General features: G+C 69.0%; 16 protein-coding genes and 1 riboswitch. Of the genes, 4 read left to right on the forward strand and 12 right to left on the reverse strand.

Annotated features, from left to right (window positions below):
• From O7608_RS27380 to O7608_RS27400, 5 genes are all read right to left on the reverse strand, one after another.
• The gene (locus O7608_RS27380; RefSeq protein WP_289207297.1) at positions 1–1,770 is read right to left on the reverse strand and encodes an ABC transporter permease; all 1,770 of its coding nucleotides are present in this window, start codon (positions 1,768–1,770) and stop codon (positions 1–3) included.
• Positions 1,771–1,775: 5 nt separating this feature from the next.
• Complete coding sequence (locus O7608_RS27385) at positions 1,776–2,894, reverse strand: ABC transporter substrate-binding protein (protein WP_289207298.1); 1,119 nt, start codon at positions 2,892–2,894, stop codon at positions 1,776–1,778.
• Positions 2,891–3,613: a cysteine hydrolase family protein gene (locus O7608_RS27390; RefSeq protein ID WP_289207299.1), complete on the reverse strand. Its 723-nt coding sequence runs from the start codon at positions 3,611–3,613 to the stop codon at positions 2,891–2,893. The genes O7608_RS27385 and O7608_RS27390 overlap by 4 nt, the downstream gene beginning before the upstream one ends.
• Positions 3,614–3,665: 52 nt before the next feature.
• Positions 3,666–4,427 (reverse strand): cysteine hydrolase family protein, encoded by a 762-nt coding sequence (locus O7608_RS27395; RefSeq protein ID WP_289207300.1) that lies wholly within the window; start codon positions 4,425–4,427, stop codon positions 3,666–3,668.
• Positions 4,428–4,504: 77 nt separating this feature from the next.
• Complete coding sequence (locus tag O7608_RS27400; protein WP_289207301.1) at positions 4,505–5,710, reverse strand: ABC transporter ATP-binding protein; 1,206 nt, start codon at positions 5,708–5,710, stop codon at positions 4,505–4,507.
• A 264-nt stretch (positions 5,711–5,974) separates the two neighbouring features.
• Here O7608_RS27400 and O7608_RS27405 point away from each other — a divergent pair, with 264 nt between their 5' ends.
• Complete coding sequence (locus O7608_RS27405) at positions 5,975–6,916, forward strand: alpha/beta fold hydrolase (protein ID WP_289207302.1); 942 nt, start codon at positions 5,975–5,977, stop codon at positions 6,914–6,916.
• A 49-nt stretch (positions 6,917–6,965) separates the two neighbouring features.
• Here O7608_RS27405 and O7608_RS27410 read toward each other — a convergent pair whose 3' ends face one another.
• Positions 6,966–12,413, reverse strand: a complete 5,448-nt coding sequence (locus tag O7608_RS27410; RefSeq protein WP_289207303.1) for a DUF3320 domain-containing protein — start codon at positions 12,411–12,413, stop codon at positions 6,966–6,968.
• A gap of 418 nt (positions 12,414–12,831) precedes the next feature.
• Between O7608_RS27410 and O7608_RS27415 the strand changes: the two genes are divergently transcribed.
• Both O7608_RS27415 and O7608_RS27420 read left to right on the forward strand, forming a co-directional pair.
• A complete protein-coding gene (locus tag O7608_RS27415; RefSeq protein WP_289207304.1) occupies positions 12,832–13,662 on the forward strand; it encodes an exonuclease domain-containing protein in 831 nt (276 codons plus the stop codon).
• A 154-nt stretch (positions 13,663–13,816) separates the two neighbouring features.
• Positions 13,817–14,557, forward strand: coding sequence for an NERD domain-containing protein (locus O7608_RS27420; protein ID WP_289207305.1), 741 nt, complete (start codon positions 13,817–13,819; stop codon positions 14,555–14,557).
• Between the two features lie 413 nt (positions 14,558–14,970).
• Here the strand turns inward: O7608_RS27420 and O7608_RS27425 are convergent, their stop codons facing one another.
• From O7608_RS27425 to O7608_RS27450, 6 genes are all read right to left on the reverse strand, one after another.
• Positions 14,971–16,983, reverse strand: a complete 2,013-nt coding sequence (locus O7608_RS27425; protein ID WP_289207306.1) for a cellulase family glycosylhydrolase — start codon at positions 16,981–16,983, stop codon at positions 14,971–14,973.
• 33 nt (positions 16,984–17,016) lie between these two features.
• Positions 17,017–17,949 carry an ROK family protein gene (locus O7608_RS27430; RefSeq protein ID WP_289207307.1) on the reverse strand — a complete coding sequence of 311 codons (933 nt, stop codon included), beginning with the start codon at positions 17,947–17,949 and terminating at the stop codon, positions 17,017–17,019.
• Positions 17,946–20,504 carry a glycoside hydrolase family 2 protein gene (locus tag O7608_RS27435; RefSeq protein WP_289207308.1) on the reverse strand — a complete coding sequence of 853 codons (2,559 nt, stop codon included), beginning with the start codon at positions 20,502–20,504 and terminating at the stop codon, positions 17,946–17,948. The genes O7608_RS27430 and O7608_RS27435 overlap by 4 nt, the downstream gene beginning before the upstream one ends.
• Before the next feature lie 129 nt (positions 20,505–20,633).
• Complete coding sequence (locus tag O7608_RS27440) at positions 20,634–21,476, reverse strand: carbohydrate ABC transporter permease (RefSeq protein WP_289211058.1); 843 nt, start codon at positions 21,474–21,476, stop codon at positions 20,634–20,636.
• A gap of 92 nt (positions 21,477–21,568) precedes the next feature.
• Complete coding sequence (locus tag O7608_RS27445) at positions 21,569–22,582, reverse strand: carbohydrate ABC transporter permease (RefSeq protein ID WP_289207309.1); 1,014 nt, start codon at positions 22,580–22,582, stop codon at positions 21,569–21,571.
• 120 nt (positions 22,583–22,702) lie between these two features.
• Positions 22,703–23,983 carry an extracellular solute-binding protein gene (locus O7608_RS27450; protein ID WP_289207310.1) on the reverse strand — a complete coding sequence of 427 codons (1,281 nt, stop codon included), beginning with the start codon at positions 23,981–23,983 and terminating at the stop codon, positions 22,703–22,705.
• 449 nt (positions 23,984–24,432) lie between these two features.
• On the opposite strand from O7608_RS27450, the gene O7608_RS27455 reads away from it, so the two are divergent.
• Complete coding sequence (locus O7608_RS27455; RefSeq protein WP_289207311.1) at positions 24,433–25,467, forward strand: LacI family DNA-binding transcriptional regulator; 1,035 nt, start codon at positions 24,433–24,435, stop codon at positions 25,465–25,467.
• 105 nt (positions 25,468–25,572) lie between these two features.
• A riboswitch (ZMP/ZTP riboswitch) is annotated at positions 25,573–25,658 on the forward strand.
• The last annotated feature ends 7 nt before the right edge of the window (positions 25,659–25,665 follow it).

Here is a 25,665-nt window from a genome sequence, read left to right on the forward strand (position 1 = left end):
CTAGAGGCCGCCCTCGAGTCCCATCCGGGCGTTGAGGCGGTTGTAGCCGACGAGCCCGACGAGCAGGACACCGAAGGTGACGATGCCGAAGGCCGCCACGGTGGAGAACTGTCCGTCGCCGGCCATGTCGAACATGACGACCGCCGCGGTGCGGGTCTGCGGACCCGCGAGGTAGAGGGTGGTCTGCAGTTCGCGGAAGCTCATCACCATGGTGATCAGGGCGCCCGCGAGCAGGGCCGGCGACAGCAGCGGTACGACGATCGTCCAGATCGCCCGCGCGAAGCTCGCCCCGGCCACCTGCGCCGCCTCCTCCAGCTCGGAGCTGATCTGCAGCATCCGGGCGCTGACCAGCCGGGACACCACCGCGATGATGATGGTGATGTACGCGATCACCAGCGCCCAGTGCGTCGAGTAGATCGGCAGCGGCGTGATCAGGAAGATCCACAGGAAGCTCACGCCGACGATGACGTTGGGCAGCGCCATCGGCACCGAGGTCAGCAGGTAGAGCAGCCGGCCACCGGCGATCCGCCGGGCGGAGAACCACGCCGCCAGGGTCGACAGGACCAGTACGCCGGCGCTGGCGAGCACGCCGACCAGGAGGCTGTTGGCGAAACCCTGCAGGATGTTGGGCGTGCGCAGGGCGGCCACGTAGGAGTCCAACGACAGCGAGCTGAGCGACTCCCAGCTGACCTGCCGGAAGAACGGGTTGAGTGACATCCACAGCAGCATCAGCAGCGGAAGCAGGATCACCAGTGTCAGCACGACGAAGGTGAGCGCCGCCACCGGCAGCCGCCACCGGCCCAGGTCCATCCGGACCGAGGAGAAGTTCTTGCCGCTGATCACGGCGTACCGCTCCCCCGCCTGGTTGAACCGGTCGTACCACCAGATCATCACCACGGCGCCGACCAGCATGAAGACGGCGTAGGTGCTGACCAGGCCGACGTTGCTCGGCGGCGTACTCGTCCGCAGGTAGATCTCCGAGGCGTAGGTGAAGATCCGTTCGTTGACGCCGAGGAACCAGGGGATCTCGAACGCCTCCCAGGCCCGCATCAACGCCATGATCGCGACGGCGGCGATCCCTGGTGCGGCGAGCGGCAGCGAGATGTCCCGTACCGCCCGCAGCTTCGATGCCCCGGACACCTCGGCGGCCTCCTCCAACGACGAGTTCATCGAGGAGAAGACGGTGACCACGAACAGGTAGACCATCGGCACCATGGTGAGCCCGTTGACCAGGATCAGGCCCTCCATGGAGTAGACGTTGAACAGGGTGCCGTCGGTGCCGGTCAGGTTGCGCCAGGCCACGTTGATGGCACCGATGTTCGGGCTGGCCAGGAAGGTCCAGGCCACCGGGATGAGGATCCCGGGGACGGCCATCTGGACGACCGTGAGTACGCCCACCACGTTGCGCAACGGCACGTTCGTCCGGGCGACGATCCAGGCCAGGAAGGTGCCCAGGGCGAGGGCGACGAGCGTGGAGCCGACCGCGAACTGCACCGTGGTCCAGGTGACGCTGAGCAGCCGGCCGGACGCGAACGCGTCCCGGAAGTTGTCGAGGGTGAATTCGAGGGAGAAGAAGTCGGCGTCGGTGGGCCGGGCGTCCTTGACGCTGGTGTACAGCAGGATGGCGATCGGCAGCGCCACCTGGGCCAGCAGGATGACCAGGACCAGCCCGTAGACCACCCCGCGGGGGGACAACGCCCCCCGCAGGGCGCGGAAGCTGTCGACCAGGCCGGTGACGCGCCGGGTACGGCCTTCCACAAGGGTCACCATGTCGGTCAGCCCGTCACGAAGATCGACTGGTGCTGCTCGACGCGGGTGTCGTAGTCACCGAAGTTGTCGGTGGTCTCGAAGAACAGCTCGCTCTGCAGGATGCCCTCGGCCGACGAGGGGATCGGCGCTCCCGGCTTGATCGGGATCTTCACCACGGCCTCGCCGACCGTGTTCTGCCAGTCGTCGCTCATCAGCCACTCCAGGTACAGCCGGGCGGTGGCCGGGTGCGGCGCGTCCGCCAGCGCGAAGTACATGTCCGGCTGGGCGATGGTCACCGGCGTGGTGACGATGTCGATCGGTGCCCCGGCGACGATCAGGTCCCGGATCGTGCGGGTCGCGGTCTGCGGGAGTGCGACGTCGAACTCCCCGGCCGCGAGCTTCTCCAGGCCGTCGGCACCGGAGTAGACGACCGGTTCGTTGGCGGCGATCGCCTCCATCAACTCCAGGCCGGGTTCCTCACCCAGGTGCGCCAGCATCCCGGCGAACCAGTCGAGCTGGTCGATGTTGATGCCGAACCGGCCCTTCCACTTCGGGTCGGTCAGGTCCTCGTAGGTGGCGGGGGCCTCCGACGCGGTGACCTTGTCGGTGTTGTAGACGATGTGGAAGGTGAAGAAGTCGGCCACCGAGCAGACGCAGTCCGGGTAGGCCCGGTCCGCCGGCAGGCCGCCCTCCCCGCGCGGGTCGTACGCCAGGCACAGGCCCTCGTCACGGCAGAGGGTGTTGTCCTCCAACGGGCCGCCCTGAATGATGTCGGCGCTGGGCCGGCCGGCCGCGTTCTCGGTGATGATGCGCTCGATCAGTTCGAGCGTGCCGCCGGAGGTGTACTCCAGCTTCACCCACGGATACTCCTCGATGAACAGGTCGATCTGCTTCTCGGCGGCGGCAGCCGGGGCGCTGAAGTAGTAGTTGAGCTGCCCGCCCTCCGCCTTCGACGCCTCCGCCAGATCGGCCAGGTAGGTGGCGTACTCCTCGTCGGTCATGTCCACCGTCGACGCCACCGCGAGCTCCTCGGGCAGTGCGTTCGCCGCCGCCTCGTCGGACCCGCCGCCGCAGGCGGCCAGGGCGAGCGACAGCGCCGCCAACGGCGCGCCGATCCGTACGGTGGTCGTGGTACGACGTCTCATGTCGGCACCTCCGTCGGGGTGGACGCCGAGGCGAGCTTGGCGGCGAGTTCCGGCAGCCGCAGGACCCAGCCCTGGCAGCGACCGAGCTGCTGCAGACCCAGCTCCTGCAGGTCCTCGCCGAACCAGGTGGCGACGCACTCGGCGATGGTGATCACCTTGTACGCCTTGCAGCTCGCGTCGTAGGCGGTGGACTGGATGTCGGCGTTGGTGTTCGCACCGGCGAGGATCAGCGTGTCGACGCCGAGCGCCTTGGTGAGCCATTCCAGGTCGGTCTGGTAGAAGGCGCTCAGCGACTTCTTGGTCTTGATGATGTAGTCGCTGTCGGCGACCGGGACCGCGAAGTCGGGCTGGAAGGTGCCGTCCTGCACGTCGACCGACTCGTCGGGCACCGGTCCGTACGGGCTCGGCGACTCGCCGATCGCGGCCCACGCCCGGTGGACCCGCATGGCCGCGCGGGCCTCGGTCTCCACCGGCCGCAGCGCGGACAGTACGTGGATCACGGCCATCCCGCTCTCGCGGGCCAGCGTCAGCAGCTGCTCGGTGTTGGCGAGCAGTTCGTCGCGGACGCCGGGCGGGAACGGCGCGGTGGGGGTCAGCCGGCGTTGGGTCATTTCGACCGTCACGACCGCGGACCGGGCCGGGACGATCGGGACGGCGTCGTTGATGACCTGGAGGAATTCCGCCCGGTCGTAGATGTCGATGGTAGGGCCGGTAAGCATATCTATGTCCCTTTCGAGGAGTGGAAGTCAGCTGGCGCGCAGCAGCCGGGCGTCAGACGCCGGCCGTCACCGGTGCCCCGGCGGCGGCCTTGGCGGCGGTGAGCCGCTCGAGGGCCTCAGCGGAGGACATCGCCAGGCCGATCGTGCGGGGGTAGTTCTGCAGCGCGAACTCGTGCAGGTCCTTGCCGTGGGTGGAGCCGACCGAGTCGGTGACGATGACCGGTGTCCACATCCGGTTGTAGGCGTCGAACGAGAAGTTGGAGACACAGTTGTTGGTGTTGATGCCGACGACGAAGAACGTGTCCACGCCGAGGCAGCGGATCAGGTGCTCCACGTCGGTCGACAGGAAACTGCTGGTCATCTGCCGCTTGGTGTTGATGATGTAGTCGCCCGGCTTGGGGCCGAGGATCGGCATCACGTCCCACTCGAAGTAGCCTTCGGGCGCGTCCGGGTGGTAGCCGGGCCGGGGGGCCAGGCCGTACGGCGTGCCGGGCCGACCGGTGCTCTGCACGATCGCGGTCCGCGGCTGCATGCCACGCTCGACCAGGCGTTGGTAGACCATGATGTGGATGACCGGCAGCCCGAGCTCGCGGCCGGCGTCCAGGAAGGCGGCGGCGTTCGGCAGGATCCGGTCGGCCACGTTCTGCGGGAACGACGACCAGTCCTTGTCGATCTGCCGTACGTGCATGTCGATCTGCACGACGGCGGTCTTCGTGAAGTCGATCTCCAGTGCGTCGTTGAGCCTGGTCAACGTCTCGGTGCGGTCGATGACCTCGACGGCGTGGCTCTTCGGGTGCACCTGGTTGTACGTCATGTGTCTCTCCTCGATGGGTCGGATCGCGTCGCTCAGGCGGCGCGCAGTTGCGGCGCATCAGTCAGGCGGCGCGTCGCTCACGCGGCGCTGGCGGCTGGCGCGCGGTGGGGCAGCAGGACGATGTGGTGCGGCTCGATCCGCACGTGGACCCGGGTGCCCGGCGCGGCGCCCGCGCTGCCGCTGACCCGGGCCGTGACCAGGTGGCCGGACTCCAGCTCGACGAGCAGTTCGGCGAACGGGCCGAGGAACGAGGTGGACCGGACCGCACCGGCGATGGTCTGCGCCGCCGTCTCCGGGGTCGGTTCCCGCAGCTGCAGATGCTCCGGGCGGACGGTGAGCATGACCGGTTCGGAGATCCGAGCGGCGTCGTGCGGCTGTCGGGCCACCTGCAGCCGCCCGATCTGGGTCTGCACCAGCCAGTGGTCGTCGTCGGCCTCGACGATGAGGCCGTCGAGGGTCTCGCTCTCGCCGACGAAGTTGGCGGCGAACACGTCGGCGGGGCGCGAGTACACCCGGGCCGGCGTGCCCTGGTCCTTGATCTCGCCGCTTTCCAGGACCAGGATCCGGTCCGAGACCGCCATCGCCTCCTCCTGGTCGTGGGTGACGTAGAGGACCGTGATGCCGAGCCGTTGCTGCAGGTCGCGGATCTCCTGGCGAACTTCCTTGCGGAGTTTGGCGTCGAGGTTGGACAGCGGTTCGTCGAACAGGATCAGCTCGGAGCGCGACACGAGCGCGCGGGCGACCGCCACCCGCTGCTGCTGCCCGCCGCTGAGCTTGGTCGCCGAGCGTCGCGCGGCGTGGGCGAGCCCGAGCTGCTCCAGCACTTCGGTGGTCCGGGCGACGATCTCGGGCTTGGGCAGTCGGCGGCGCCGCAGCGGGTAGGCGACGTTGTCGAAGGCGGACATGTGCGGCCAGATGGCGTACGACTGGAACACCATCCCGATCTGGCGTCGGGCCGGTGTCAGGCGGATGCGCCGCTCGGACGAGTAGACGACCCGGCCACCGATGGATATCTCGCCGGAGGTGGGGGTCTCCAGTCCGGCGACCGAGCGCAGGATCGTGGTCTTGCCACAGCCGCTCGGGCCGAGCAACGTCACGAACTCGCCCCGGGCGATGTCGAAGCTGATCCCCCGGACGGCGTGCACGTCGCCCTCGGGGGTCCGGTACTGCTTGTGCAGGTCGACGATCGACACCATCGGCGCGAGGTCGGGGGCAGCTGGTGCCCCGGCCCCGGCGACGGCGTCGACCGGTTGGGCGAGGGTCACGCTTGGCATCGCGGTCATCTCACTCCCTTTTCTATAGACTAGAGAAGACCCTAGGGACGGCGTGTTACAGCCAACGAGCCGTGAATGTTGCGATGCGGTTAGCTACCTCTTACGAACCCGCGACAGGCGCAGGCCGCAGGCCTGAACGGCGGCGAGCCCCGCGACCGGCGCGCCGCGGAACGCCGAGTGGATCTAGAAGGATTTGGCCGGTATGCCGACCACAATCCTTCTAGATCCAACCCATGTCGACCCCCGACAGCCCCCGGACGAGAGGAGCGGCAGGTGCAAGAACCCGCAGCGATCATCGCGGCCGAGTGCGTCGTCCCGACCGACGACGGCGAGTTGCCCGGCACTGTCGACCTGCCCGACGGTCCGGTCCGCGCGGCGGTGGTCGTGGTGCACGGATCGGCGGCCGGTCACCGGTCCTACTGTTGCTACACCCACGTCGGCCGGGTGCTCACCGCACACGGTGTGGCGGTGCTGCGCTACGACCGTCGGGCACCGTTGGAGCCCGGTCGCGACGTACCGCTGCGGTTGCAGGCCGCCGACGCGGCGGCTGCGGCCAGGACGGCGCGCGAGATCGTCGGCGGCGATGTGCGACTCGGCCTGTGGGGGCTGAGCCAGGGTGCCTGGGCTGCGCCGATGGCCGCCGCACACCATCCGGAGCTGTTCACCTTCCAGATCCTGGTGTCCTCGTGCGGGGTGTCACCGGCGGCGCAGATGCGGCACGGCACCGCCGAGCAGCTGCGCCGGCACGGGTACGGCGACACCGAGCTGACCGGCCTGGCCGAGCTGCGCACCGGGTGGGAGGCGTACCAGCGGGGGCAGCTGGACCGTCCGACGGCGCAGGCGCTCGTCGACCGGTACGCGGACCGCCCCTGGTTCCCGCTGGCGTACGTGCCCCGCGAGTTGCCGTCTGCCGGCGGCGGCTGGCGGGACATGGACCTGGATCCGACCGGGATCTTCGCCGGGGTGCGCTGCCCGACGCTGCTGTTCTACGGCGAGACCGACAGCTGGATGCCGATCGACGACAGCATCGCGGCGTGGCGGCGAGCCTCGTCGGCGGAGCTGACCGTGCACCGCGTCGCCGGCCACGACCATCTGCTGATGCGCGAAGGCTCCGACGCGGACCCGGCCGTCGGCGACAACCGGGCCGCCGAGGAGGCCATCAGCCAGCAGTACGCCGACCAGATGGCCGCCTGGCTTACGCTCGGACTCCGCTGATCGAGGTGATTCAGGCCCGGTCGAACGCAATTCTCCCGCAGATCATCCGCTACATCGACTCAGTCCTTTGCCGTTGAGGGGGCGCACAGTGCAATCCGATCGAGTCGGCCGTCACCGTGCCGCTGGCGATCAACTGCCCGATGACCGCACTCAGCCGTCCTCGGATCTCGGAACCGAGTCGACCCCACCCGTACATTCGGGAGACGACAGTCATCAGTTCCTCCCGAGCGACGGTGCCGCCGCTGTCGAGCAGCCGGGTGACAGCTAGGCGCAGCTCCTCGTCGGAGACCTGTTCCACCTTGCGCTGCACCTTGTCAGTGGGAAGCCGGACAGCAGTAACGGTCCGGTCCGGCACGTCGATGAAGTCGCCGATCCGGGTGACGTCGGCGAGACGGATCGCGGCGTCCAGGTTCGTCTTGATCTTGGATCCGAACCGCCCGATGTCCCACGCGTCCCGCAGCCGTTGGCGGACCAGTTCGACGTGCACCGGGCCCTCTACGGCAGCGATCTCCTCGACACCGCCGCGCATCTCGTAGCGGCTAGATGCATCAGACTTGTCGACCCAGTACGGCAGCGGGCTCACCTCAGCCGTCCGGTACGGCTCGGTCCAGTCCGGGACCGCATCGGTGATGACTTCCGCCGTCCGCACTACCGGCCGTTCGATTCCGGGTTCCCGATAGGTGAGGCGCCCCCGTACCGGGGCGTTGACGGCCGCGACGATCGCAGCCCGGAGACGTTCCTCCTCATGACGACGGTTGCGGTACCAGGCGGTTCCCCAGATACGGTGCAGATTCCACCCGAGACCACGGAGCACCTGCTCCCGGAGCCGGTCTCGGTCCCGGGCCGCTGGCGCCGAGTGGTACATCGCACCGTCGCATTCGATGCCGAGAGCAAAGGCCCCCGGATGACCCGGATGCCACAAGCCGATGTCGATGCGGTAGCCGGCTGCGCCAACCTGCGGTTCGACCCGGTAGCCCCAGGAGCGGATGACGTCGATCACCGAGTCCTCGAACGGGCTGTCGGTGCCGCGCCCACTCGGCCCGAGGTCGAGTGCCAAGGCGGCCGGTCCACGCTCGGCGAAGTCAAGGTAGCCGCGCAGGAAGCTGACGCTCTCGTTGTCCGAGTCTGGAATGTCCCCGGCCCGGACGGAAGAAACGATCTCCACGCGTTGACGAGCGCGGGTGATCGCCACGTTGAGCCGACGCCAGCCCTTGTCCCGGTTGAGAGCACCGAAGTTCGTACTAACCTTGCCGTTGGCGTCAGGACCGTAGCCGATCGAGAAGATCATGACGTCGCGTTCGTCGCCTTGGACCGCCTCCAGGCTCTTGACGAAGAAGCCGTGCAGCCGGTCGGTGCTGAAGTGGCGTTCGAGGTCAGGTCGCTCGGTCAGCGCCCGGTCCAGCGCCGACTGGATCGCGTCGGCCTGGGCCACCGAAAAAGTGACCACGCCGAGGCTCAGCCCCGGCCGGGTGGAGTAATGGTGCAGGACCCGCTTCACCACCTGATCGGCCTCGATCGGGTTGTCTCGGGTACCACTGCGACCGTAGACGCCGGCAACGGGCAGAAGCTCGACACCATGGTCCGAGTCGTCACTGTGCGCGCCAGGGAAGGTGATCAGCTTGCCCTCGTAGAAGGCCTGGTTGGAGAAGGCGATCAACGCCTCGTGCCGGCTGCGGTAGTGCCAGCGCAGACCGAGATTCCGGAAAGCTCCGGATGCCTTCGCCAGTTCGAGGATCGACTGGAAATCTGCGATGTCGGTGTCGTCATCGTCGGTGTCCTCGCCGAGCCGGGCGAAGAACGACGTGGGCGGCAACTGGCGGTCGTCGCCTGCGGTGATCAGGGCGTGGCCCCGGTAGATACAGTTGATCGCGTCTCCGGGGGTCACCTGCGACGCCTCGTCGAAGATCACCACGTCGAAGCTGAGGTCTGCCGGTAGGTACTGGCTGACCGCCAGCGGCGACATCATGAAGCAGGGCTTGATCCCGAGCACGGTCCGGCGTGTTTCGCCGATCAGCTGGCGTACAGGGATGTGCCTGCGCTTCTTCATCCCTTCCCGGCGGATCCGCGCCGGCTCACCGATGTCGGCACGCTCAGGTCGACGTCTGTTGACCGCCTGGATGATGTCGCTGGTGGCAGTCGGCACGAGTTGCCGGTCGAGTTCGCGGTATCGCTCGACAAGCACGTCACGCTCCCCTGCCGGCAGGGGATGCAGGGCGGGATCGGTCCGGATGATCTCGTCGGCCCAGCCCCGGAGCAGTGCCCGCTCAATGACCTTGGGCACCTCGCCGCCCAGGATGCCCTGCTGGATACAGAAGTCGATGACCCCGTCGAGCTGGTGGCCGGCCAGCTCGGCGCGCGCCTCCTGGTAGGCGAACCACTCGTCCTGCCCGGCGCTGTCCTGACGAAGTTCCTCGATCAGTTCCCGCGCGCTGTCGAAGTCGTCGAGTTCGGCGAGGAGTTCCAGGTGCCGGGACGGCTCGAAGGCTTCGACGACACTGTCACGGTTGGTCCGCCAACTGGCATACGCCTCGGCGAGGTTGCCGGTCTCGCGGGTCTCGGCGAGCCGTTTGACCTGCCCATCGGTCAGGACTGCATCGACACCGGTGCGGACACGTCGGGTCGCCGCTGCCCAGGCGAGAGCATCACTGACAGCCGCTGCGTCGGTCTCGACGCCTTGGTAGAGCAGGTCACCGAAGCTCGCCCGATGGCTGGGCGCCGATGCAGTGAGAGCGTCATGCGCGGCTATGACGCTCTGTCGTAGCCGTAGCAGTTCGTCTGCCTGAGCGAGTGTGAGGTTTCGGCCGGTCGCCGCACTGACCGCACCTGCCCGTACGGCGACCGCAGTCAGCGGCGCGATGTGGTCACGCAACCAGCTGATCGCGACCTCGAACGGCTCCAGCATGAGCTCGGTCCGGGGACCGAGCTGCGGTGTCGGCACCAGGCCGGACCGCCACCGATTCAGGTCGGCGTGGATGCCGCTGATCAGCGTACGCAGCTCGCTGACGGGGTTCGCCGCGCAGATGTAGTTGGCGACGCCGGTCATCGAATCGGCAGGGCTGCGCCGGACGATCTCCACCGCGTAGGCGATGGCCGCTCGGAGCGCCGTGAAGTCGGTCTTCCGCTCCTGCCAGTAGCCGCCTAGGCATGCGGCCTGGTCGGCTGCCGCAGACGCCAATGCCGCGTGGGCACTCTGCCACTTGATGGCCAACGGCAGGTTCGCGACTGCAACCTCGATCGTCACCCCGGGTACGGAGATGGCCTCGACGGCTACACGGTCCTGGCGGTAACGGCCGCGCAGCTTGCCCAGGCCCTTGTGCAGGTTGGTGAAACGCTCCTGCAGTTCAGTAAGCGGCGCCGCGATGGCGGCGTCGGTGTAGTGGACGCGGGCTACTGTCTCGGCTGCGGTCAGCTCGACCGTCAAGCGCTCCAACAGTGCGGCAGCTGCACTCACGGGTGCGAGCCCGCCCGGATCGAGCCAGCTTCGTTCTGGGCGGTGCTTGGTGTAGGCAAGGTCGGCCAACCGCAGCGCATTGTCGGCATCAGTCAAGGTACGCACCAGGGGTAGACCCATCAGCTCGCTCAGCCGAGCCAGCGCCTGCAGTCGATCGGTGAGCCGGTTGGCGTCCTCGGCGAACCGGTCGGCGAGTTGCTGAGCGGTTGCCGTATCCGCGCCTGACAGGTCAAGGGCAGCAGGGCCGATGCTGGCAACGGCGGGCGAGTCGGGCAGGGTCGCCGGGTCCGGCAGGTCGGTCCAATCGACGCCTGCCTGGTCCGATGCCGCGCGCGCCGCCGAGTGGAAGGCCACCAGTTCTGAAGTAAGTGCGGCTGCGGCCGAGGTCACAGTGCCGAAGTCAGGCACGCGCAACCATTCGTCCGGTACGCCGGACGGGCGACCGGCCTGCTGCGCGGCCAGTGCGACGAGGACGGGAGTCTCGTCGGGGCGGCCGATCTCGAAAGCCTCCGCCAACTCTCGGTTGACCCGGGTCATGCCGTCGAGCCGCTCGACCGACGACCGAGCCTGGAACAGCCGTGCTTCCAAGGACGCCCGCTCGGTGACGCCGCGCCAGAGGAAGCTCTGGCCCTGGGAAGCCGGACGCCAGGCACGGGCGATGCGACCAGCGGTGGCTCGGATCGCCTGGAGCGACTCGGGGTCGAGCTCGGCCGGTGCGCACGCAGGTAGCGGAGCGGCCGGAACATGGTCAAGCGCCGCGATCAGCCCGAGGACGTGATGCAGAGAGAAGCCTAGAGGCTCGCGTACTTTGTTCATCGCCTCCGCGTACGCGTTAAGCTGCTGGCGTCGTTCCACGAGGGTCCGACGGCTGACGGGGTCCATGCCGGGCGGCGGCACCGGCACATTGTCCAACGCGTGGGCCAGGGCTGCGGCGACCTCCTTACGGCTCGCCTTGTGGCTGTGCAACTCAAGGAGGTAATTCTCAAGGCCAGCGGCGGCCAGCCTGTTCCGCACCACCTCCAGGGCAGCGGCCTTCTCAGAGACGAACAGCACGGTCTTCCCAGCGTGCAGTAGCGCACCGATCATGTTGGCGATCGTCTGGGATTTGCCGGTGCCGGGTGGACCGTCCATGACGAAGCTCCGGCCGGCGAGAGCAGCGGCGATGCATGCGCGCTGGGAGGAGTCTGCGTCGAGGACGAGCGGGGTACTCTCCGGCGGGGCCTCCTGGTCGATCTCCGTTGGCCGGATGTCGTCGAAGTGATAGTCACGGGTCTGCCCGGTCGGATCCTGCTGGGCGATGGCGCGCACGATCGGATGCGCCAGGACCCGATCCTCGTTGTCGAGCAGATCCCGGTACATCGCCTCCTTGTGGAAGGAAAAACAGGAGATCACCGCGCTGGCGGTGACATGCCAGCCAGACCGTTCGCCCACGGCCATACCCACCTGGTCGAGAAGGACACCGAGATCAAGATCGGCCAGGTCGTCGACTGCCGGCAGTGTGATGCCGAATTCCTGCAGCCGCAGCGTCAGTGCGGGGTTGAGCACTGGATCGTCGTCGCCGATGCGCAGCAGGGGACGTTGCCGGGGACCACTCGCCGCGAGCCGTACCGGCACGAGCAGCAGCGGACTGTTCTGCGCTGTGCCGTCCGGTTCATGCCACCGAAGCATCCCGAGCGCCAGGTAGAGGACCGACAGACCGCGGTCGACGTACTCCTGGTTGCTTCTGCGCATCAGGTTGCGCAGCACTGGGCCGACTTCGTTGTCCGGTCTCGTCACTCGGGCGAGCGCCGTAGCGTCCACTGGCAGCGCCGGCTGCCGTAGAACATCGCTGGCCTCGTCCTCCTCGTCCTGGCTGCCCAACAGGGCCCAGACGGCCCCGTTCTTGAGCCCGGTGAGAATCTCCGTGCCAGTAGGGCTGACGATCTGCACCGTGCCGGTCTTCGACTGCTTGAAGTTGATCAGACGATTGGTACCGGTGAGACTCACCAGCGTCTCCCGCCACAGCCCTAGCGCGGCCACGATGTCGTTGCCGGGGCGATCGTCCATCTGGCTTCCTGCGTCCGTCCACACAGCAAACCATCCTGCCAGCACACGATGACCGGCGGGCCATGTGCCCTGTCGAGTAATGGAGGCTGAAGTGGACAGATTTCGACCGACACGGCGGCTCGACCTACCTGGAACGTTGCCATCGGCCGCAAAGCGACATCGCTGACCGGCCGACCAGCCGAGGCGCTGACGATCGCCAGCCGAGTAGGCACTGTCCGCCTGACCGTCCATCTAGCTCGTTCCACACCAGAGCACAGTCCACATGGACAGACGATCCAGGTCCTTCCTCGGTTTTGCCAGCGTCGCGCTGGGTTCAAGATCTTTCACGATGCGAGCGTCTCGATGTCGCAAACCCGCCTCCGGCGGGCGACTCGGCCATGCTCGCGCTCAACAGGCCCATAGCACCAAGAGGAGATCGATGATCAACAAGTTCGCGGGCAGGTGCGGAAGCTGCCGTGGGGCGGTAGCCGCCCAAGCCGGGCAGGCCATCAACCACGGCAGCGGCTGGCAGACCTTCCACAACCAGTGTGTCCCTGTGCGGAAGGCGCCACCGGTCGGCACGCACCAGGGTTGGCATCGGCTACCGCTGGCCGCGTTCGACCTGGAAGCGACCCTCTCGGACCCCATGGAGGCCCGCATCGTCTCGGCCGCGCTCGTGCTCCCCGACGGGACCCGACGAACCTGGCTGGTCAATCCAGGTGTGCCGATTCCAGCCGATGCGACAGAGCTGCATGGCATCACCGACGAGATGGTCCGCGAACAAGGGATGCCACCGGAGGTAGCCGTTGCGGAGATCGCCCACCTGGTAGCGGAGCAGATCGCCAGCGCAACCCCACTGGTTGCCTTCTACGCCTCTTACGACATCACGACACTGCATACCGAGCTTGCCCGCCTTGGCCTTCCGAGGTTAAACTGGGCCAATTCCACCGTTATTGACCCACTGATTCTCCACAAGCAGGTCGAGCCGAACTGGTACGACTCCAAACGGCTGGCAGATCTATGCCGGTACTACGAAGTTGAGCTGACCCAGGCGCACGATGCCCTCGCCGACGGTCTGGCTGCGCTGGGTCTTGCCAGGTCGATCGCGGCCCGCCATCCGCGCATCGCCCAAATGCCAGTCGATGTCCTACACAAGTACCAGGTCCAATGGCACTTCGACCAGGCCACTGACCTCCAGCGCTACTTTGACCGGGTGGGCAAGGGCGAGACCGTCAGCACCGAGTGGCCGCTGGAGACGAAACCTCGCTGAGCCTCCTGCCGCCGTCGTTTGGCGATGGGACAGCGGGAGGTTCCGGCGTGTTGCCGCGCGACAGCCGTGTGCTCGGCTTCACTACGCTGGGGTGACTGCCGCTGTCCCAGGCAGGCGGGAACGGTGAGATACGAGGTGACGGGAGGCGCGCCCGATGCGGGACGACCGGTGGACCACGGTGACGCCATCGCAGTACCACTTCGAGCGAGCTGCGTTGGAGCACATCCGTCGACACCTTCCCGACGTCGAGCCCTACCGTGCCTGGTCGAACTTCACCTTCACCGCCGACACCGGGCACGTCTACGAGGTCGATCTGCTGGTAGCTGCCCCCAGTGGTCTCTACCTCATCGAGATCAAGAGCCTGCGCGGCCGGCTGGCCAACAGCGGGCCCAACTGGATCGCCGGCGAGCCCGGGTCGGTCCGTACCTTCGACAATCCGCTGCATCTGGCGGACCTCAAGGCCAAGCGGCTACGTTCGTTGCTCGACCGGCAGGCGGCCAAGCAGTCCGTGCGGCTCCGGATCCCGTACGTGCAGGGTGCGGTGTTCCTGTCGCTGCCGGGCCTCAGGGTGCAGCTCGACGACCATCAGCTGCACTGGGTGTTCGGGCCGGAGTCGACACCGGGTCAGGCAGCCGGCCCGCTGCCGGGCATCTGGTCGGGGCTGCTCGACGCCCCGCCGCGCGACGAGCGCCGCCAGGTGTCGCCTGAGCTGTCGAAGTCGCTGCCCCAGCTCCTCAACGGCGTGGGCATCGGGCGCAGCCGCCGCTACGAGCAGGTCGGCTCCTGGAAGCTCGACTCCAAGCCGTTCGACGTCGGCCCGACCTGGCAGGACCATCTCGCCGAGCACGCCCAACTGCCGCATGAGCACCGCCGGGTACGGATCTACCTAACTTGAACGCAACTCGGCGTACGATGACCGGCCTCGCCGACCCCCCTCCAGGAACGGGCCCACCTGTACCTCCGATTGTGGCAGGACCTAACCCCGGCCGAATGGCGTGCCGGTATCGCCGACGCCACCGAGTAGCTGTGCCTGCCGGACGTCGAGGAGAAGGCTCTGGCCGGGCTGAAGTTCAACACCGCATTGCCGCAGCGACTCGCCTTCACCACTCTGGCTACCCGGTTGGCCGACCTGCCTGCCGCGCACACAGTGCTAACCGAGCCCAGCCGGTTCGTCGTCAGCTGAACGTTCAGCCATCAGCCAGGCACCCGCCCTCCGCTGACCTGCCGAGCCGGCAGCACGGCGACCTGCGGACGAGCCCCGGCCCCACGCCGAGAGGGGCCGGGACGCACCCGCATCCGGTGACCTGACTACTCGACCCGGATGTTGTCCAGGTGCACGCTGCCGGGGTTGACGTAGACGTAGAACTCGCGCACGTCGGCCAGCGCCGCCGCGTCACACGACATCTCGGTCAGCAGGTCGATCTCGGCGGTGCCGGTCCAACCCTGGTTCAGCCAGGTGAACGTCGACTGGCACCAGGTGTAGCCCGGCCCGGTCTGCACGGCGATCGCCGCGTTGGTCCCCACCGACGGGTCGGTCCGCAGGTCGTACTTGAGGGTGACCCGGCCGGAGAGATCCACCGGCTCGGCGAACGACGTACCGAACCAGCCGCCGGTGACCGAGTCGACCCGCAACCCGTACGCCCCGTCGGTGGCGAACGCGTCCGACTGGGCGACGCTGCCGACACCCGGCTCCCACGACGGCGGCCCCCACCCGTTGGCGCCGGTCTCGAAGGAGAACAGCACTTGCGTACCCGCCGGGTCGGGCTTCACCGTGACCACCAGGTCGGCGACGTTGGAGGCGCGCCACGCCCGGTCCCACACCCGGTAGTGGGCGGTGGCCCGGCCGGCGAAGCCGTCCGCCGGGGTGAAGCTGACCACGCCGTCGTCGCCGAGGGCGAACTCACCCCCGGTGACCGCGATCCGGCGCTGCTGGCCGCGTACGGTCGGATCGAGGTCGATGGTGGCGGCGCGCACCGTACCCCGGTGGGCGATGTCGTTGGCCGCCGGCCGCAGCGTCGCGACCTGGCCGAACTCGACGGTGCTGGTGTCATGGTCGGCGACCGGCGACCACGGCCGCTTGTCGCCCCGCACGGCCGCCCCGGCGTTCGACAGCGTGGTGCAGACCGGGCTCGGGCAGTAGACGGTGTATCCGTCGTAGTCCGGGTAGAGGCTGCCGTCGTCCTGCACGCCGGAGAGGATCCAGTAGAGGAACCCGGCGGTGCCGCCGGCGATCGCGGTGTCGGTCCATTCCCGGTAGACGACGTTGCGGGTCGACTTGTCGTGGATGCCGAACTCGCCGAGCATCACCGGCTTGCCGACCTGCTTCGCGGCGCGGGCGTGCCGGGTGATCCATTCGTTGCCCCAGGCGGCGTCCTTGCCCCAGTGGTCCGGGTAGAGGTGGTAGGAGATCACGTCTACCGCCGGCAGCCTGCTCAGCGCGACGCTGTCGACGCCTTCGCCGCAGTTGGTGGTCCAGTCGCCGCTGGTCGGATCGTCGCAGAAGAAGCCTTCGTCGCCGACGCTGACCAACTGCCGGGGCGCGTTCGCCTTGACGTGCCGGGTCATCTCGTCGGCCCACGCGGTCAGCGTGTCGGTGGTGCAGTCCGGTGACGGCGGGTAGACCCCGGAGCCCTTGCAGCGGGGCTCGTTGCCCAACTCCCAGGTCATCACCGTCGGATCGTCTTTGTACTTCACCCCGGTGATGGTGTTGGTGCGGTCGAGCACGTGACTGATCCAGTCTTTGTACCAGCCACGGATCACCGGGTCGGTGTAGAAGTCGTCGTGGTACTGCCCACCGCGCCAACGTACGTACTGGTCCATGCCGCCGAAGTCGCGCCAGTTGTTGGTCAGCGGGATCACCAGTTTGATGCCGGCTTCGCGGGCGGCGGCGAGGACGTAGTCGAGGCGTTCCAGACCGTCCGGGCCGTCGTGGTACGCGGGTCGGTCGCCGTCGAAGTACTGGAAGTAGACACCGTCGGCGGGGCCGGCGACCGAGTCGGAACCGTCGGCGTTGCCGATGTCGAGAAATCCCCAGGTACGCAGCACGGTGAACCCGGCAGACTTCGCGTCGGCGAAGACGTCGTCGACCATCGTCGGCGACTTGTACATCAGGTAGTAGTTGTTGGTGCCGGCGAACCGGAACTTCCTGCCGTCGAGTTTGAGGTCGTCGCCGTGCCGGGTGACGAATCCGGCGGTCGGCGGACCAGGCGTACCGGGATGGCCGGGGTGATGGGCCGGCGGTGCGGCCTGGGCCGGGACTGCCGCTGCGGTGAGCAGCAGCCCGGCCAGGGCCAGCAGCAGGCCGGCGGAGCGTGGGCGCATTCGGGGGTCTCCTTGACCGTGGAGCGGTGGAGGTCACTGGTGCGCGGCGGCCTCCAGGGCGAGTGCGGCGGCACCGAGCAACCCCGCGTCGTTACCGAGACTGCTGGTGTGGATCCGGACCCGACGGACGAAGTCGAGCCCGGCCAGCTCCGCGGCGGCCGCGCGCAGCGGAGCGAAGAGCAGGTCACCGGCGGCGGCGACCCCGCCGCCGATGACGACGTCGTCGAGGTCGATCAACGCGGTGGCGGAGACCACCGCGGCGGCCAGGGCGGTCGCGCCACGCCGAAAGGCGGCGACGGCGAGCGGTACGCCGGCCCGCGCGTCCTCGGCGAGGGTACGGGCGTCGCCCGGCCGCTGCCCCGACGTCCAGCCCTGGTCGACTGCCCAGCGGACCATCGCCGGGCCGCTGGCGATCGCCTCGACACAGCCGCGCCCGCCGCACGGGCAGGGCGGGCCGGACATGTCGACCACGATGTGTCCGATGTGGCCGGCGTTGCCGCTGCTGCCAGGGTGGATCCGGCCGTCGATGACCAGTCCGCCGCCGACGCCGGTGGAGACGACCATGCCGAGCAGGGCCCGACCGGGGTAGCCGCCGCGCCAGTGTTCGCCGAGGGCCATGCAGTGCCCGTCTCCGGCGAGCACCGCCGGGCGGCCGGGCAGCAACGGCCGCAGCGAGTCGAGGATGCCGAAGTCGCGCCAGGCGTGGATGTTGACCGGGCTGACGGTGCCGGCGGTCGGGTCGAGCGGGCCGGCCGAGCCGACGCCGAGCCCGGCCAGCGTGGCCGGGTCCCGGTCGCCGACGACCTGGTGGACCACCCGGTGCAGGGCGGCGGTCACGGTCGCGGTGTCACTGCCGGCCGGGGTCGGCACCGCGCCCTGTACGGCGATGGTGCCGTCCGGTTCGACGACGGCGGCGGCCAGTTTGGTGCCGCCGACGTCGACGGCGAGGACTGCGCCGCCGCTCACGCGTCGACCGCCGCGCCGGTGCCGGCTGCGATGTCGGTGCCGGCTGCGATGTCGGTGCCGGCCGCGATGTCGGTGCCGGCCGCGATGTCGTTGACGCAGCGCAGCACCGGGCGACGGGTCAGGGCCGTCGGGTCCAGGTCGACGCCGGTGCGGACCACGAACCGGGCCGACTCGCCGGGCAGCAGGGTGACCATCGCCTGGTCCACCTCGGCCGCTGGGTCGAGCCGGTCGGCGTACAGGGTCAGGTCGCGCAGGATGGTCCGGGCGGTGACGGTCACCCGCAGCCCGCCGTCGGTCGGTTCGACCGTCGCGTCGTACCCGGCCACCGGGTAGTCGACCTCCCGGTCCTCGGCAAAGAACCACCAGGCCCGCTGGTCGCCGGCGGCGGCGAGCAGCAGCTCACGGCGCGGGTCGCCGCTGGTGGTCAGACCGGCGTCCAGCGGTACGGTGACCGCCGCGTGCGCCGGCACCGTCAGCTCGTGGCCGACCTTGGCCAGTGGTTCGCCGGCCAGGGTGAGCCGGGTGACGTCGACGGTCGGCCGCCACTGCGTACCGGTGTCGTTGACCGCGACCAGGGCGAGTCCACCGTCGCGCGGTTCGATGGTGAGCAGCCGGTCGGCGTAGGCGTGGCGCAGCGCGTACCACAGGGGTTTGCGCCGGCCGTCGCCGTCGATCGCCGCCCACGAGGTGACCGGCCAGCAGTCGTTGAGCTGCCACAGGATGGTGCCCATGCAGACGCCCCGGTGGGACCGGAAGTGCGTCACCCCGACGGCGATCGCGCGGGCCTGGTTGAGCTGGGTGAGGTAGTGCCAGTCGTCGAAGTCACGCGGGGCGGGCAGGTGTGCGTCGAGACCGCGCTGGAGCTTCAGGTCGCCGTCGGTGGCCTTCTGGTGGTGGGCCATGCCGGGCGAGTCGGGAGCGAGCGGATCGTCGCTGATCGCGCGGCGCAGCGTGGCATACGTCGGTGGCCCCTGGTAGCCGAACTCGGCGAGGAACCGGGGCACGTACTGCCGGTACTTCAGGTAGTCGTCGGTGTTCCACACGTCCCAGATGTGCATGGTGCCGTGCGCCGGGTCGTTGGGGTGCAGGTCGTCGCGGCCCGAGTACGGGCTGCCCGGCCAGTACGGGCGGGTCGGGTCGAGCGCGGCGACGATGCCGGGCAGCACGTCGAGGTAGTAGCCGAGGCCCCAGGTCCGGCCGTCGAGGACCTCCTGCCAGCCCCAGTCGTGCCAGCCCCAGATGTTCTCGTTGTTGCCGGTCCACAGCACCAGGCTGGGGTGCGGGGTGAGCCGGGTGACCTGGTAGCGGGCCTCGGCGGCGACCTCGCTGGCCAGCGGCTCCTCCTCCGGGTACGCGGCGCAGGCGAACAGGAAGTCCTGCCCGACCAGCAGCCCCCGCTCGTCGGCGAGGTCGTAGAAGTCTTCCGACTCGTAGCGCCCGCCGCCCCAGATCCGCAGGAAGTTGACGCCGGCGTCGGCTGCCTGGCTGAACCGGTGGGCGTAGCGGTCCCGGTCGACCCGGGTCGGGAACGCGTCGTCGGGGATCCAGTTGACGCCCCGGACGAAGACCGGCACCTCGTTGACGACCAGGGTGAACGCGGTGCCGTCGGCGTCGGCGCTGGTGTCCAGGCGGACCGAGCGGAACCCGATCCGCCGCGCCCAGGTGTCGAGGGTGGCACCGTCGGCCCGGTGCAGGGTGACGTCGAGGGTGTGGCGGGCGGGTTCGCCGTACCCCCGGGGCCACCACAGCGCGGGGTCGGCGACGGTGAGGGTCACGACGGCGCTGCGCGCCCCGGCGGGGACGACCGCCTCGGCGCGCACGTCGGCGACGGCGGCGACCACGGTGAGCGGCCCGTCGTGGTCGTCGGCACGGTCGACGTCGACGTGCACGTCGACGCGGCCGGTGGCGGCACCGTCGGTGTGCTCCACGGTGACCAGCGGCCGGACGGTGGCCAACCGGGCGTCGGTCCAGGCGTGCAGGCCGATCTCCTGCCAGATGCCGGCGGTGACCAGGTTCGGGCCCCAGTCCCAGCCGAAGTTGCAGGCCATCTTGCGGATGAAGTTGAACGGCTCCGGGTAGGCGTTGGGCAGCTCGCCGAGCTGGTCCCGCACCGCTTCGGCGTGCCGGTACGCGGAGTCGAAACGCACCTGCAGGGTGTTGCGCCCGGTGTGCAGGGCCGCCCGCGCGTCGAACCGGTAGCCGCGGTGCATGTTGGCGGTGCGGCCGACCTCGACACCGTTGAGGGTGAGCGTGGCGACGGTGTCCAGGCCGGCGCAGACCAGGTCGACCCGGGCCGCGCCCGCGCCCGGGTCCAGGTACGGGTCCGCCCAGTCGAAGGTGGTCTCGTAGATCCAGTCGGTCCGGCCGATCCAGTCCAGCCGGGTCTCGTTGTCGTCGAGGTACGGGTCGGGGATGAGTCCGGCGGCGAGCAGGTCGGTGTGGACGCAGCCGGGTACGGTCGCGCCGACGGGCCGGTCAGCGATGCCGTCGGGTACGTCGAACCCGTCGGCGGGTCGCACGGTCCAGCCCTCGTGGAGCGGTCGTACGGTGTTCATCTGGTTCCTCACTCGTGCTCGATTGCCAGGTCGGGTGCCGGTCGGGTGCCGTGGTCGGTGCCGTGGTCGCCGCAGCGGGGGGTGTGGACGGCGGGCCACGGCCGTCCACACCCCCACGTCGGCACCGGGTCAGTTCTTGACTGCGCCTTCCATGATCCCCCGGACGATCTGGCGACCGCCGATGAAGAGCATGATCAGCAGCGGGATGGTCGCCACGAACGCACCGGCGAGCACCCGCCGGTACAGCACGTAGTTGCCGCTGGCCAGGTCGGACAGGGCCACCATCGACGTCGGGTAGTAGGTGCCGCCGAGGGTGATCAGCGGCCACTGGAAGTCGTTCCAGGTGGCCACGAAGGTGAGCAGGCCGAGGACGGCCATCGCCGGACGGACCGCGGGCAGCACCACGCTCCAGTAGATCCGCACCGTGGTGGCGCCGTCGATGCGGCCGGCTTCGATCAGCTCGTCCGGCACGGCTTCGAGGATGAACTGCCGCATGTAGAACACGCCGAACGCGGTGACCAGGCCGGGCACGATGACCGCGATCAGCTGACCGTTCCAGCCGAGCTCGCCCATCAGGATGTAGAGCGCGACCACGCCGAGCTGGTTGGGCACAGTGAGGGTGAGCACCACGATCACCATCAGCACGTTGCGGCCGGCGAACCGCAGCTTGGCGAAGGCGAAGCCGGCCAGCGAGCAGAAGAACAGCACCGAGAACGTCACGACCGACGAGACGATGAAGCTGTTCACCAACGACTGGGCGAAGTAGACGTCCTCGAGGGTGAAGACCTCGTTGAGGTTGGTGAGCAGCTGCCCGCCGGGCAGCATCTGCGGTGGGATCTTCGCCAGGTCGGCGTCGGTGCCGGTGGCGATGACCAGCATCCAGTAGAGCGGGAACGCCGAGAAGAGGATGACCAGGCTGAGGAACAGGTAGTTCCAGAAGCTGCCCGGCGTACTGGCCGGGGCCCGGCCCATCAGCGCGGCGTTGCGCCGCCGTCGGGTCGGCGGCTTGCCGCCGCCGGGTGCGCCGGCGCGCTCGGCGGGCGGGCGGGGTGCGGTGTCGACGCTCACTTGCGTCCCCCTCCCAGGCGGTTGGCGACCAGCGCGTTGACGACCGCGATGATCACGATGATCAGGAACAGCGCCCAGGACATCGCGGCGGCGTACCCGAGGTTGAGGTCCTTCCAGCCGACCTTGTAGATCAGCTGGGCGATGGTCTGGAACTGGCCGTTGGATCCGCCGGTGGCGGCCTGCGAGTTCTGCTCGAACAGCATCGGCTCGGTGAACAGCTGCAACCCGCCGATGGTCGACAGGATCACGGTGAAGACCACCACCGGCCGGATCATCGGCACGGTGATCTGCCAGAGCTGGCGCCACGGGCCGGCGCCGTCGACGGCCGCGGCCTCGTAGATGTCGCGCGGGATCGACTGCATCGCGGCCAGGTAGATCAGCGCGTTGTAGCCGATCCACTTCCAGTTGACCATCGTGGCGATCGCGACCCAGGAGGCGGTCTTGGTGGAGCGCCAGTCGATCGGCGCCTCGCCGCGCAGGCCGAGCACGTCCAATGCCCAGTTGGCGATGCCGAAGTCGCGGGCGAAGAAGACCGCGAACAGCAGGGTCGACGCGGTGATCGGGGTGATGTACGGCAGCAGGATGCCGACCCGGAACCAGGTCTGGGCGCGCAGTTTGCGGTTCAGCAGCGACGCGATGATCAGGGCCAGGAACAGCTGCGGCACGGTGGAGAGGATGAAGATGCCGAACGTGTTGTACAGCGCGTTCCAGAACCGGTCGTCGGTGAGCAGCCGCTCGAAGTTCGCCAGCCCGGCCCAGCCGGTCAGGTCGGCGTTGTCGAGTCGCCAGTGCCGCAGCGCCACCACGCCGTTGAAGATGATCGGGAAGAGCCCGAAGACGATGAAGAGGATGAAGAACGGGGAGATCAGGATGTAGGGCATGTACCGCATGTCGAAGCGGTGCATGCGGTTGCGCCAGGTCGGGTTGGCCCGCGGGTCGGGGTCGGCCGCACGGGTGTGCGCCCCGGCGCGGTTGCGCGGCGACGGCGGTGCGGCGCGCGTTGCGGACATGGTTGCCTCCAGGGGTAGCCGTGCGGCGGCCGACCACGTGCCGGGGGTGGGCGGCGCGTCCGGTACGCACTTTCCGTGCGCCGCCCACCCCGGCCACGCGGTACGCGGCCCGCGACGTGGTTACGCGTTGGCCGCCTTCTCGGCTTCTGCGAGGGCTTCGGTCCATGCCTCGGCGGGCTTGCCTTCGAGGTCACCGCTCTGCATCCGGTTGAGGACGTTCTCCACCGCGACCCGGACCGGGCCGTTCTTGCGGCCGAGGTACTGCGGGGTGAGGTTCGCCGCGGTGGCGGAGAAGATCTGGCCGACCGGGGCGTCGTTGAAGAACGGGTTGGAGAAGTCGACGATCGCCGGGTCCTCGTAGAGCGCCGGCTGCGACGGCAGGTTGCCGACCTTCTTGAAGATCTCGATCTGCTGCTCCGGCTGGATCAGCCACTCCAGGAACTTGTACGCCTCGTCGACGTTCCTGCCCTGCGCCGGGATGGTCAGGAACGAGCCGCCCCAGTTGCCGCCGCCGCCGGGGATGGCGGCGACGTCCCACTTGCCGGCGGTGTCCGGCGCGGTGTTCTGGATGTGCCCCATCATCCAGGCCGGGCAGGCCAGTACGGCGAAGTCGCCGTTGACGAAGCCGTTGTTCCACTCCGGGGAGAAGGCCGCGAGGTTGGCGGAGAGTCCGGCGGTGACGACGGCGGTGGCGGTGTCGAAGGCGACCTTCGGGCCACCCTCCATGGCCAGGGTGTCGGTGGTGTCGAAGAGGCCGACCGGCTGCTGACCGAGCACCGGGTTGTAGATGTTGGTGGCCGAGTCGACGAACTTCTTTCCGCTGGCGGCGACGTAGTCCTCGCCGGTGGCGATGAAGGACTCCCAGTCCGGCCAGAGCGCGGAGACCTGTTCGCGGTCGGTGGGCAGGCCGGCGGCTTCGAACAGGTCGGTGCGGTAGCACATGGCCAGGCCGCCGACGTCGGTGCCGAGGCCGATCTGGGTGGAGCCGTCGACGGAGAGGGTCTGGCGCCACTTCCACTCCAGGTAGCGGTCCTCGTACTGGCCCGCGCCCTTGTCCAGCAGGTTGACGAACTTGTCGGCCTGTTCACGGAACTGCACGACGAAGCCCTCGTCGATGGCGGCGATGTCGGCGGCGCCGGAGCCGGCGATCAGCTTCTTCTGCAGGTCCTCGTGCTGGGCGTTGTATTCGCCCGCGTTGAGGTTGATCCGGACGTTCGGGTTGTCGGCTTCGTACTGGGCCTTGAGGTCGCCCAGGCCGAAGTCGCCCCAGAACGCGATGGTCAGGGTGGTTTTGCCGTCGTCGCCGCCACCACCGGGTTCACCGCTGCAGCCGGCGAGCAGGAGCGCGCCGGCGGCCCCGACGGCCGCCGTCCGCACCCAAGGGGTCCAACGCCGTTCCATGCCATCCTCCGAAGACTGGAAACGCTCCCAACATCGAGGAACGTTGACTGAACCGGATAAGTGAAGCCACGGTACGAGCGCGTCTCACAAGTGTCAATGGCGTGTTAACGCCGTGGCCAACCCGTAATCTTGGTGAGGTTTGTCACGCCCAAGATCACGTGCCGTGACACTCCGGCCGACGCGGTGTCGCACCCCTGGCACACGGGCCCCCGCGGCCGGACCCGGCGCGCCGGTTATCGTTTCGGTAAGGCAACTTAACCGGGCAAGTTGGGGCGACCGGGGCACATGGTGTCCCCGTCACCGCCCGCGACGACCGACCGGGGCGGTCGGCCGACCGGGACAATCGACCGGCCTGGGTCGGGCGACCGGGACAATCGACCGACCGACCCGGTCGCCCGACCGGACACGATCACGCGTACGTGCACCACGGGACCGAAGGAGCGCCGCCGGTGAAACGGCCGACCATCGCCGACATCGCCCGCCGAGCAGGCGTCTCCAAGGGCGCGGTGTCGTACGCGCTCAACGGCCAGCCGGGCGTCTCCGAGTCCACCCGCCAGCGGATCCTCGCCATCGCCGCGGAGATCGGCTTCAACCCCAACAGCGCCGCCCGCGCCCTCTCCGGGGCCACCGCCAACGCCGTCGGCCTGGCGCTGAGCCGACCGGCGCGGATCCTCGGCATCGAGCCGTTCTTCATGGAGCTGATCAGCGGCGTCGAGGCGGAGTTGTCGGCCCGGTCGTACGCGCTGACCCTGCAGGTGGTGGCGGACACCGAGGCCGAGATCGCCGTCTACCGACGCTGGTGGGGCGAACGGCGGGTGGACGGCGTGCTCGTCTGTGACCTGCGGGTGGACGACGGGCGGGTGCCGGCGCTGGAGGCACTGCAACTGCCGGCGGTGGTGATCGGTGGGCCGGGGCGCACCGGATCGCTGGCCAGCGTCTGGTCCGACGACGCGGCCGCCCTGGTCGAGACCGTGGAGTACCTGGTCGCTCTCGGGCACCGACGGATCGCCCGGGTCGGCGGGCTGCCCGGCCTGCTGCACGCCGAGATCCGGGCGACCGCGTTCACCGACGCCTGCCGCTCGCTGGGCCTGGACCAGTGCGTCACGGTGCCGTCGGACTACACCGGGGAGGAGGGCGCCCGGGCCACCCGGCGGCTGCTCAGCACGCCGGCCCGGCCCACCGCGATGATCTACGACAACGACGTGATGGCGATCGCCGGCCTGGCCGTCGCCCAGGAGATGGGGCTGACGGTGCCGGGTGACCTGTCGATCGTGGCCTGGGACGACTCGCCACTGTGCCGCCTGGTGCACCCGCCGCTGACCGCGCTGGGCCGGGACATCCCGGGGTACGGCGCCCGGGCGGCCCGTCAGTTGCTCGCCACCATCGCCGGCGGTCCGGCGCAGACCTTCCAGGATGAGACGCCGCGGCTGACGCCGCGGGGCAGCACCGCCCCGCCTCGACCTGAGCGACCAGATGACAACTGAACCGATTAAGTTACCGAGCTGTCAACTGCCGCAAATCGGTCAGTCGGCGTACCGTCACCGGTGCTGGGTCTCGTCGCTGCGCGAACCCGGCACGGGTTATCCTCGATCCGGTCACGCGACTGGCGCAGCGAAGGTGGAACCGACCACCGGGGAGCGACCACTGACGTGCGCCGCGCGCCTGGGTGCACCGTCGACGGC

Source organism: Solwaraspora sp. WMMA2056 (genome assembly GCF_030345095.1).
Taxonomy (GTDB): domain Bacteria; phylum Actinomycetota; class Actinomycetes; order Mycobacteriales; family Micromonosporaceae; genus Micromonospora_E.

Bases quoted from the DNA above. Each gene is read 5' to 3' on its own strand.
- O7608_RS27380 (WP_289207297.1), bottom strand. From the start codon at position 1,770: ATGGTGACCCTTGTGGAAGGCCGTACCCGGCGCGTCACCGGCCTGGTC.
- O7608_RS27385 (WP_289207298.1), bottom strand. From the start codon at position 2,894: ATGAGACGTCGTACCACGACCACCGTACGGATCGGCGCGCCGTTGGCG.
- O7608_RS27390 (WP_289207299.1), bottom strand. From the start codon at position 3,613: ATGCTTACCGGCCCTACCATCGACATCTACGACCGGGCGGAATTCCTC.
- O7608_RS27395 (WP_289207300.1), bottom strand. From the start codon at position 4,427: ATGACGTACAACCAGGTGCACCCGAAGAGCCACGCCGTCGAGGTCATC.
- O7608_RS27400 (WP_289207301.1), bottom strand. From the start codon at position 5,710: ATGACCGCGATGCCAAGCGTGACCCTCGCCCAACCGGTCGACGCCGTC.
- O7608_RS27410 (WP_289207303.1), bottom strand. From the start codon at position 12,413: ATGGACGATCGCCCCGGCAACGACATCGTGGCCGCGCTAGGGCTGTGG.
- O7608_RS27415 (WP_289207304.1), top strand. From the start codon at position 12,832: ATGATCAACAAGTTCGCGGGCAGGTGCGGAAGCTGCCGTGGGGCGGTA.
- O7608_RS27420 (WP_289207305.1), top strand. From the start codon at position 13,817: ATGCGGGACGACCGGTGGACCACGGTGACGCCATCGCAGTACCACTTC.
- O7608_RS27425 (WP_289207306.1), bottom strand. From the start codon at position 16,983: ATGCGCCCACGCTCCGCCGGCCTGCTGCTGGCCCTGGCCGGGCTGCTG.
- O7608_RS27435 (WP_289207308.1), bottom strand. From the start codon at position 20,504: ATGAACACCGTACGACCGCTCCACGAGGGCTGGACCGTGCGACCCGCC.
- O7608_RS27440 (WP_289211058.1), bottom strand. From the start codon at position 21,476: ATGGGCCGGGCCCCGGCCAGTACGCCGGGCAGCTTCTGGAACTACCTG.
- O7608_RS27445 (WP_289207309.1), bottom strand. From the start codon at position 22,582: ATGTCCGCAACGCGCGCCGCACCGCCGTCGCCGCGCAACCGCGCCGGG.
- O7608_RS27450 (WP_289207310.1), bottom strand. From the start codon at position 23,983: ATGGAACGGCGTTGGACCCCTTGGGTGCGGACGGCGGCCGTCGGGGCC.